Raw genomic sequence first — 10,567 nt, forward strand, 5'->3', positions numbered from 1 at the left:
GACTGCTGCTTATTTTCTTGCTTTCACATAATATGTAACCGATTCAATTTCTGACGTCGGTTCGTCATATTCATTCTCCATATAATCGATCATTGTATCAAATACCACTAGTTGGTGCTTTCCTAAATCTAACGGATCCCCTACTTGAAAACCCTCAAATGTTGATACCTCTAATTCTTGTTTCAGCTTAGGGACGGTATCAAAAAAGAAGACAAATGGAAGCTCATCTTTCCCATTTTGAATATACACTAGTTTGACTAAGACGCCTTCCCAATTCTCTTTCATCTTTTTTCACCTCGCAAGATGGAATGTTTTACTATTACCTTCTCCCACTATCTTATCTTTACCCCATCCATTCTTCAAATTTCCAATAGTAACAGCTACAACATTTCTCTGTCCCTTATATAGATTCCCCTCCCTGCATAAGCTAAGTTCGCTAAAGAAAATTCGATAGCTATCCGTATGCCATTGATTGTATTATGTCGTTATGTCAGGTGGAGTATCTTTTTCTTTTTTTATAAAGTACCGTCTTTCTCTGTGAAGGATCCGTACTTTTGTAACGGATTATGATAAAAAACAATACTCCGTTATTGATAGTCAGGATCATTTTGTTCTTCATATCAGGGTAGTGCTCCACCTAAAAACAGTTGTTTTTCTTGATAGATCTAGACAAGAAAAGGACATCCTACTGGTTCGATAGGTTTCGCTTTATTCATCCTAAAATACTGTTGTTCGGTGAAAGACTACGGTCAGGAAGCGCCCTCTCTAGAGTTATAACTACGATGGTTTATCGCTGGTTTACCGTTTGAACCGCCAAAAGCAATCAACAAAAGCCTTTTTACAGTACAAAAGCCAGAATCAACGGCGAGTTTTATGCGCCATTGTTTTCTACGTCACTAAAGGAGGCCTGCTTCATCAAGTACTTGGTTTCGAGGGCCGTTGCGGACAACGGTCGGCTGAAATAAAACCCCTGGATATCCGAACAGTGCTGCTCTTCCAAGTACGCCACTTGCTCGGCAGTCTCCGCCCCTTCCGCAGTGATATCGATATGCAAATGACGCCCCATCGCAATGATCGCATTGGTAATTTGCTTGGTTTTAGGATGGTCCTGCGCCCCCTGCACAAACGAACGGTCAATTTTTAGTCGTTGAATCGGAAAGTCTTTGAGGTAGGACAGGGAACTGTGCCCCATCCCAAAGTCATCGATCGCGAGCGATACCCCCAGCTCCCGCAGGGCGTGCAGAATTCGAATCGAACGATCCAATTGGTCCATCGTCATGCTTTCGGTAACTTCCAGTTCAAGCCATTCTGGCGCCAGCTGATATTTTTCCAGAAGGGAAGCGATAGAAGCCACCAGTTCCTCGGATTGAAACTGTTTGGCTGACACATTCACCGAAACCGATAGGGGGGTTTTGTTTGTGACCCATTCTTTCGCTTGGCGACACGCCATGTCTAGAATGGATGCCCCTAGGGGAAGAATTAATCCGGTTTCTTCGGCCAACGGAATAAAATCCCCAGGGGAACGAATGGTGCCGTCCTCGGTTTTCCAGCGAACCAGTGCTTCCACGCCCACAAGGCGACGGGTGATACAGCTAATTTGTGGCTGATACTCCAGGTAAAATTCGTTTCGGTCGATGCCGCGTTGGAGCTCCTGCTCTTGTTGGAGGACCGTCTCCGACTTGAGGGCCAAGGTAGCGTGGTAGTAGGAATACGTATTTTGATTTCTCTTTTTAGAAGCATACATCGCCATGTCGGCGTGCTTCATGAGCGTCACGGCATCGCCGCCGTCTTCCGGCGCTACCGCAATGCCGATACTTCCTGACGTGGATAGTTCATATTCGCCAACTAGAAAAGGACGTTCTAAGGCTTCGAGAAGGTGCCGGGCCAGCTCGGTGGGCCCATCGTTATCGCAAATCGTGGGAAGGAGAACCGTAAACTCGTCGCCTCCGAGCCGCGCCAGCAGTCCTTCCTTTGGCACACAGGTTTGTAAGCGTTCGGCGGCCGCACAAAGTAGTTGATCTCCGACCGTATGACCAAGCGAATCGTTAATGATTTTAAATCGATTAAGGTCTAAAAAGAACAGCACGGCTTGGCCCGTTGGCGTGGCCAACGTTTGTTCCAACTGCTCGACGAACGCCCGCCGATTCGGGAGGCCCGTCAGGGCATCCGTGTAGGCGATGCGATGCATCGCCTGTTCTGCTTGGACCTGGGTAGAAATGTCGCGGGCGATGCCATGCACCCCTTCCAGCATGCCATGCAGATACATTGGAATCAGCGTGACATTCAACGGAAGCGGCGCTCCGTTGGGGGTTATCACCGTATTGAAATAGACGGCCTGCTGGTTAGCGAGAACGCGTTGAAAATGCTGAACCGCTGGTTCGAGTGAGTCGTCCGTGAAAAGGGCTTTCCCATCCAGGGTGGGCCAATCTGCAGCCGAAATACCGGTCAAAGCCACCCCGGGTGGGTTCATGGTTCGAAACCTTCCTTTCAGATCCAGCGTAAAAATGGCATCGACGCTGTGCGTAACCAGGGACTGATAGCGCTGTTCATTGTCGGTGAGCTGGTCCGACTGAGACACCAGGCGTCGATCAATCAGAGCGCCCCCGACAAAAAAGAGTTGAATGAGAAACGCAAAGATCCCGACGAGAATGGCCATCGTGGTGCTATCGATCGCGTAGGCGGGGATGGGAGCGGCATTTTCTGGCATAGAAAAACGAGCCGCGCTCATGCCGATATAATGCATGCCGCTGATGGCGAATCCCATCAACAGAGCGCTCCCTCCTTTCCACGCATACAGGGCCCGGGAAGAGGGCCGCTTGGCCAGTTCATGAAAGCCCATGAGCGCGGCTAACGAGGCACCGATAGCGACAAGAACGGACAGTACATAGCGCCCCAGTCGATAGGAAATAGCGACCCCTTCCATCGCAGCCATCCCAATATAATGCATCGCGGCAATCGCAACTCCCATACAAAGACCGGCAAGCAGCAGCCGGCGCCAGGGCAGCGTGGCCGATCGGCTGATTGTCCAAAAGGCAATCCAGGCGCCAAGAGCCGCGGCACCAAAAGAAAGAGCCATCAGCCAGGGATCATACCGCATCACCATGTCCATCCGAAACGCTACCATTCCCACCACATGCATGGACCAGATGCCAATCGCCATCACCAACGCGCCGCTGTAGAGCCATAACAGCCGACGTCGGCCGTGTGAATGCCGCATGCGGGCGGTTAAATCCAATGCAGCATAAGCGGCTAATGCCGCAATCAAAACCGATACAACCACCATACCTCCTTGATAGGTGCCTTCCATATTGTTCATGTATTGCCTCCGTTTCTCTTTCTCTTTACCGATGCATCGAAAGACGTTTATCCTTTGTCTAAGGAATGTATACCTGTTATATCGGCAAGAGGCGATTCAACGTAAAGCAGGAATGAAAACAAGAAGCAGATAGATACCTCTATTTTTATAGAAAATAAGTCGCTATGGAAAATCATACCTGTACGGAGAGCAGACGCAGAAGAAAAACAACTTCTATTTTAGACTGGACCTATAATATGAGACAGAAAAAAACACCCCAATCGTTAAATTTCACTCTAACTTTCGGGGTGCACTATCTAATCTGGAGGTGTTCTGGAGGTGTTTTTTTGATGATAACCAATCGGTTTTATCCGGAAAAAGTAAAACGGAAAGTGATCCGCTTAAGAATGGAGGATCACTTCCCTTATTGAGAACTCATGAAGACATTTAGCATTAAAAACAAGTCTCAGATCAAAATATAGGTAAGGTGGTACAAGAAGGGAGACTATCACCGTTTAGCCTAGCCGCCTGGCCACAGTATACTTTCGGTAAAGGTCCTACAGAAGGGACAGAAATCGAATATACTAAACCTATAACCATTGGGGACAACGTGTGGCTCGCAGGAAGATGCATCATTAATCCAGATGTTACGGTGGGAAACAATGCGGTTATTTCTTCTGGAGCTGTTGTCATAAAAGATGTGCCAGCCAACGTTGTCTAGGAGGAAAACCTGCCAAAGTAATCAAATACATATAATCTGCCCATATGTAGCGGATAACACGCTATATGGGCAAAACAGAGGGTAAGAAAAAGAGAAGACTATGTAGATAACTAGCAAAAAATGCCCAATAAGCAAAGTTTTTCTTAGTCCCATCTAGAAAATTGCTTTTTTTGGAGTTTTTTATATAGAGGAAATCATGGTTCTGCATTTACTTACCATAGAAAACATTCGCTTTCGTGCTAAAAAAGAGAAGAAGATCCTTTCACTTTTTTATGGAAACGGCATTAAAGAAACCACCAAAACAAAACCCGGCTTTTCTCTCAAGAGAGGAGCCAGGTCTTGTTTTAGTGGCGTTAATATACTATTCATGGGATCTTCGTCTATCTATACTTTAAGGGATAGGCTTAGAGTATCAGAAGAACAGCGCCTTATCTATAGTTAAATATTCCTGACTTCCATCTTGTAAGACCGGCAGAAGTTATTGTCAGAGAAAAACATCCCCACTTGGGGGGGGTTATTTGGTTACTGTGTCTCATCTATGATGACTTCTTACTCGCTTATACAGTCAATAAGTGAATAAAAGTCTTGTAATGATGACAATTATAGGAGCTAATATTGCAGACAGAGGAAAAAAGTACCATTCAACACCTCCCTTCAAACGTCTTTCGTCTGAAGGATAGACGACACGGAAAAGTATATTATGTTCTATTAGACATCGATCTCTACCTTTCACCCTTTTTTGTACGTGCTAACGTATATTCTTACCCAATCAAAAAAGTAAGCAGCAGATAGATACAGCCAAGGTACGTAAGTATTCGGTTCTATCAATCACTGGTAGGAAAGAGCCTTTGTTTCAAATTATAAGATATAACGCACGTTTTTAATAAGCGTCCTTCTCACCTTGAATATAACAGCTGACGGCTTTTCACGCTTTCATTGATAAGATACTTTTTAGTATTATCAATCAGCTGCTGAATGAGTATCTTGAAAGCACGAGATCCAGCGTAAGGACGATAAAAAGCTACATTATACCTCGATCTTCTTTATGATTCGAGCTGGATTTCCACCAACAACAACGTTATTCGGAACATCTTTTGTGACGACCGCTGCTGATGCAATTACCACATTGTCTCCTACTGTTACTCCAGGATTTATAACGGCACTTCCACCAATCCATACATTATTTCCGAACGTAATTGGCTTTGCAAATTCTGTACCAGAATTTCGTTGCGTTGGATGAAGCGGATGAGTTGCTGTATATATCTGCACACCGGGAGCAAGCATACAATTATCGCCAAATCGCACCTCACAACTATCCAAAATCGTACAATCAAAATTTGCGTAAAAATTCTCGCCTACGATTACATTGTAGCCGTAATCCACCCGAAAAGTGGGCTCTATGTAGATATTTTCTCCGGTGGCTCCTAGGAACTCTTTTAATAAAGCTGTCCGCTTTTGTTGTTCGGTTTCCAATGTTTGATTATAGACTCTCCCCTTACGTCTTGCTTCATTTCGGTTTTCGACTAATTCTAGATCAGCAGGATTGTACATTTCCCCTGCGATCATTTTTTCTTTTTCCGTTTTCATTTTCTATCACTCCTACTTTGTTTTCCACACTTTTCAAAAGACATGGAGATACACTAAGTTAAATCATTTGAAAACTTAAAAGCACAAAGGATATGTTTAAATATATGTACAAAAGGAACAGTATTACAACCCTTGCATCAAAGTATTGTTTCTTTTAATGTGAAGTTTCGTCCTCTTTTATCTCCTAACCTTTATATATTGGTTGGGAGTTTTTTTGGTCTAATTACTTAAACCTCAATAAGGCAGCACTTGGTCGAAATTAATAAAAACAACTAATTAACGTGAAGGAACCAAGTATAGAGCAGAGTTCTTCACGTTATTTCATCAATAAGAAAAAATTCGAGATATCTGCTCTTCAAATATCAATACGTTATTCATTATAAAGACTGCAATAACTGTTTGGCGATGGGATGAGTATAGTCCGGATTTTTTTGTACATATCAACATTTTCCTCTTCTTTGGGATGCCAACCTAAGCTAATCGCAGTTAAGAATAACCATTCATACGATTTAGTATTTAGAGAAGATGTGCTTAATTCCTCATGCAAGTAAAGTGAAAGCGCCAATAGGTCTACTTTATAATTAGCCGCCTTGTTCTTGAAATGATAATATACAGCGATTCGATCCTCCTTATGAAATTGCCTAGCCTCGTTAATTAATGCATGCGTCATTTGCTCTATTTCAGCACGACTTAACACGTTCAAAAATTCTTTCCATCATGCCATTTTATTCCTTATTTTTCCTCTGATTCTGCACAGAATCAGAGGTTTTTTAAGGAATATCTACTAATAATTGTTTCATTAATGGTTGTAGGAACATGGTACTTTGCTGAAATACAGCGTCATTTTCAGTGGCTGAAGAATGCATAATTAAACCCATAACGGTTAACAGAATGCCTTCATGATCCCTGGTCTGCTGGGACGTACTATTAACAAGCTGTTCGTGCGTATAAAGACATAATGCCAGTAAACGATCGCGGGCATTCAGCGCCAGGGCATGAATATTTTCATAAACAGACATTCGACTTGAGGTGGTTGATTTAGCCTGCATTAACAGAGGGTTTGTTTGTTGTTCTATTTGTTGTTCTAATTGATACTGATCATGCATGTAAACATCCTTTCTTCCAATAATGCCTTTTCCCTGCGGGATGTATGATCTATGATGATCTTTTTAGTTCATCAACGTTCTGACTTAGTTCTCCGGCCATCTGATCAATAGCTTGAATAACTTGAGTTAGGTTCTTCATATTAGACGTTTGTTGAGTCGATGCTGCAGCTACTGCCCTTGCTTCATTGGACGTCATATGAGTGACAGCTTGAATGTCTTTAGATGCAGCGACTAATTGATCCGTCTTCCCAAGCAATTCATTGGTTTCCGCTACCGAATCGATCAATTGCGTCTCTACCTGGGCGGCTCCGTTCGTAATTTGCATCAAAACGGCTTCGATCTCTTTAGTCATGTGCTGCCCGTTTGTAATTACCTCCGCTCCTTCTTTCCACGTTTCGGAGGCCTGGCGGGTAAATCCTTGAATGTCCGCTACCATGGCATGAATAGACTTCGCTGCTGCATTGGATAGATCAGATAATTTTCGTACCTCCTGCGCGACCACGGCAAAACCTTTTCCATGTTCCCTGGCACGAGCGGCTTCAATAGAGGCGTTAAGAGACAACAAATTTGTTTCATTAGCAATGATTGTAATCGATTCCACTGATTCACCAATCTGATATGTTTTTCCTTCTAGGGAATGCATTACTGCCGATACATCAGCTAAGGATTGATCCACACGGGTCATATTCGTCTGATTATGGGCTAAGGACTGAATACCTTTTTGAGACTGACGAGACCATTCCGCTGATGTCTCTTGAATCGTGTCATTCTGTTGATTTACTTTTTTAACACGATCTAATATTTGTTCTAACGCCTGGTGCATCGTTATGGTTTGATGTTCTTGGCCTTCGCTTCCCTGCGATACATTCGCTATCGAGGCTCCAATTTGCTAGGAAGCTTTTTCCGTTTCACTTATATTGGTAGATAATTCGACGGATGCTTCTTTTAATTGGTGTGACGTTTTTTTAATATTTTGAATTAATTGTTGAATGATTTGTTCCTGTTTTTCCTGCACCACTTGTTGATTTTTTTCTGCTTTTGACGCCATCACGATTTGGAAAATGAGGGCAACAACCGCGATCATCACGAAAGTAGCGTGGACCCCCACCATTAATAAATTATAAACAGCGCCCCCATAAACGGCTTCTGTAAAAAAGTAAAAACCAGCTACATGATGAACCGCGTACAAACCGGCTACCAACAATAGTAAATGAATCCTTCAATAATATGCCACCACAGCTAGTGACATAAAGATACCAAAATGATATTCAACCATGCCATCTCTCGCAGCAATCGTTCCCATGGAAGCCATCGTAATAGATAATGTGATTCATAGGGCCGTCTTCTGATTTTTTTCTTACGAGCGCTTAGGATACCCAGGATATAGAACAGGACTGAAGAACTGATTAAAAAATCGTGGCCCATAAGGAAACGCCAGTAAGGGTACTCATTTCATGTTGTCGGTTATGAAGCAATGCAGAAAAATGAAACTGCTGATGTAGAAGGAAAACCACTCCCATTATCAGTAAGGCCGCTCCATTGACAGACAACATGGTTCTGTTTTCATTATTCATCTTTACTCTCTCCCTCTTCCTTTCAACCTCTTTATTTATACGTCGGTCGAGAGGGCATTTATCGATGAATATTGGTAATTATTGATAAAAATTATTTCATTATGGCTTTTTTTTGCTATTTCTAGAAAAAATAAAGAAAATTTATATATTCATTATTTTAATGGAATAGGCTGGATATATTTTTTTATAATGCTTATACCGTTCAATGGCTTCTTGAAAGGTGGAAAATTGATTTCTCTGTTTTCTATTAGGATCTTCTCTGTTTAGTTTGTTAGAACTTTCTTCTCCATTAGCATCGATGATGAAAATTCGGTATTTGTACATTATAACAGGTCAACTCCTTTTTGATTTCTCTATCGTTTTTCCGTTTGATGGTTGAATGAAACCGGAGCCAGTCTGAAACCTTTTTCTAGAAAAGCTCATTTCGATATTCTTCCTTTTATATTTTTTCATCAGTCGTTCCAATATCGCTGGCGCTACGATATCCCGTCAAATGAACAGGGAATGTACTTCCTACGCTTAGGTTTAAGATCATATATGGACATGTCTGTCCCTAATCTTTTGTCTTTTTGAATGTTAAAATCGGTCGAAACCACGTACAGGGTTAAAAACCGGTAGAAAAAGGAATGCATACATAGTATGCAACTAATTAAACATTAGTTAAATATGAAAGGTATTCACTGAACCCCATTTACTAAAAGGAGTGGTACGTGTGAGTCATTACATTGAAGTAGAACCGAAGGTGCATTTATTTGTCGAAGATATAGGAAGCGGCCCTCCCGTAGTGTTTATACACGGCTGGCCGGTCCATCACGAAATGTTTGAACAGCAAATGAACGTTCTTCCCGATCAGGGCTATCGGTTTATCGGTATTGATATGCGTGGGTTCGGGCGATCTGATACGATCAGTAGCGGTTACAGCTATGATCAGCTAGCCGACGACATCCGTGTGGTTTTTGATAAACTCTCGCTGAAAAAGGCTGTTTTGGTCGGTTTTTCCATGGGAGGCGGCGTGGCTTCCCGTTATATGGGACGCCATCAAGGGCATGGAGTATCTAAGCTTGTCCTCGCCAGTGCCGCCGCTCCCAAGATGACCCAATCGGAGAACTTTGCAGACGGTCTGCCGACAGAAAATGTAGATGGACTTATTCAAGGCGCCCTTCAAGACCGGGCTGCCACCGTTCAACAAGTAGGCCAGATGTTTCTAGGGGAAAACACGAGCGATGCCCTGCGCGCCCATTTTCAGGATATGGGAATGGCCTCCTCCTCTCTTGGAATGGTCGGTGTCGCTGAATCGCTTCGTGATGCCGATCTACGCCCGGACTTGAAAAGCATTACCGTGCCGACTGCCATTTTCCATGGGACGAAAGATCAATTAACACCGTTTGTATTTGCGGAGCATATGAATAAAACAGTGGAAAACTCTTTTATTGTCACGTTTCAGGAAAGTGGCCACAGCACGATTTACGATGAGCCAGAGACCTTTAATAAAGAACTTTTAGCTTTTTTATCTTCGTAATTCATTCAAACAAGAGGCTCTCCTAAGGCACTGCACCCCAAACGTTAGAGTAAAATCTACATTTTGGGGTGTTTGCTTTGGCTATGAGCGACATATTTAAAGAACAAGCGGTTCAGGAGTAGCTTTTTAGGCCTTGCTTGACGATAAACGATTGACTCAAACCTATGGAAGACCCTCGAGTACACCGATTAAAGAATGAGTCTTTACCTATCGAACCTTGGGCAGAACGGATGAAAAAGAAAGACAACTAAGACAGTCTGCTCTATTCCCTTCAAGTGGGATGTTTTATACTGGGGAGAACGTCAGAAAAGTGCGGATTTATAACGATAAGCGTAATTTTCGGACACTACCTCGTGTGGAGCAACAATAAAGCTGCTTCTATTACAATCGAGTTGTTTCTTTCGCAAAAACACCCATAAAGATCGCTTTTTCTATATAAATATCCACATTCTTGTCAAAATTCAAGACAGCCAAGAAGAAAAATAGGTCTATCACCACACTTTGACTTTGTTAAAAAACGCTTATACATTAGATTGTATCTATTTACATAGAAAACCTCGTTTACTATACTCCTTATGTACTCCCCTTTTAGTTTAGGCTGTTCTAACGCATGGAGTAGCCTAAACATATATGAACAGTAAAGGCATGATATAATTGCTATATCATGCCTTTTTTCTTTGTGTTGTTCCGCTTTTTTGCCCCCGTGCCCTTGAAGAAAAGCAACAAACACGCTTGGATTCTTAAAAGTTACCCCATGGGCAAAAA

At 42.8% G+C, this 10,567-nt stretch carries 8 protein-coding genes and 1 pseudogene; 2 read left to right on the plus strand and 7 right to left on the minus strand.

Features of this window, described 5'->3' with window-relative positions; all coding sequences use genetic code 11:
- Window positions 1-9: 9 nt before the first annotated feature.
- Together MMY81_RS21415 and MMY81_RS21420 are read right to left on the minus strand one after the other, a co-directional pair.
- Window positions 10-285 carry a hypothetical protein gene (locus MMY81_RS21415; RefSeq protein WP_252314459.1) on the minus strand — a complete coding sequence of 92 codons (276 nt, stop codon included), beginning with the start codon at window positions 283-285 and terminating at the stop codon, window positions 10-12.
- Between the two features lie 586 nt (window positions 286-871).
- Window positions 872-3,316, minus strand: a complete 2,445-nt coding sequence (locus MMY81_RS21420) for a bifunctional diguanylate cyclase/phosphodiesterase (RefSeq protein ID WP_252314460.1) — start codon at window positions 3,314-3,316, stop codon at window positions 872-874.
- Between the two features lie 613 nt (window positions 3,317-3,929).
- On the opposite strand from MMY81_RS21420, the pseudogene MMY81_RS21425 reads away from it, so the two are divergent.
- A pseudogene (locus tag MMY81_RS21425) lies at window positions 3,930-4,051 on the plus strand (acetyltransferase); the annotation flags it as partial.
- Between the two features lie 991 nt (window positions 4,052-5,042).
- On the opposite strand, the gene MMY81_RS21430 reads toward MMY81_RS21425, so the two are convergent.
- From MMY81_RS21430 to MMY81_RS21445, 4 genes are all read right to left on the minus strand, one after another.
- Window positions 5,043-5,603 carry a maltose acetyltransferase domain-containing protein gene (locus MMY81_RS21430; protein WP_252314461.1) on the minus strand — a complete coding sequence of 187 codons (561 nt, stop codon included), beginning with the start codon at window positions 5,601-5,603 and terminating at the stop codon, window positions 5,043-5,045.
- 770 nt (window positions 5,604-6,373) lie between these two features.
- Window positions 6,374-6,709, minus strand: coding sequence for a hypothetical protein (locus tag MMY81_RS21435; protein WP_252314462.1), 336 nt, complete (start codon window positions 6,707-6,709; stop codon window positions 6,374-6,376).
- 49 nt (window positions 6,710-6,758) lie between these two features.
- Window positions 6,759-7,532 (minus strand): methyl-accepting chemotaxis protein, encoded by a 774-nt coding sequence (locus MMY81_RS21440; protein ID WP_252314463.1) that lies wholly within the window; start codon window positions 7,530-7,532, stop codon window positions 6,759-6,761.
- A 66-nt stretch (window positions 7,533-7,598) separates the two neighbouring features.
- Window positions 7,599-7,913 carry a hypothetical protein gene (locus tag MMY81_RS21445; protein WP_252314464.1) on the minus strand — a complete coding sequence of 105 codons (315 nt, stop codon included), beginning with the start codon at window positions 7,911-7,913 and terminating at the stop codon, window positions 7,599-7,601.
- 1,082 nt (window positions 7,914-8,995) lie between these two features.
- Between MMY81_RS21445 and MMY81_RS21450 the strand changes: the two genes are divergently transcribed.
- Complete coding sequence (locus tag MMY81_RS21450) at window positions 8,996-9,802, plus strand: alpha/beta fold hydrolase (protein WP_252314465.1); 807 nt, start codon at window positions 8,996-8,998, stop codon at window positions 9,800-9,802.
- A gap of 454 nt (window positions 9,803-10,256) precedes the next feature.
- Here the strand turns inward: MMY81_RS21450 and MMY81_RS21455 are convergent.
- Window positions 10,257-10,567, minus strand: a 311-nt coding sequence (locus MMY81_RS21455) for a hypothetical protein (RefSeq protein ID WP_252314466.1), incomplete at its 5' end; no start/stop codon positions are given.

This window comes from Sinobaca sp. H24, from assembly GCF_023845525.1.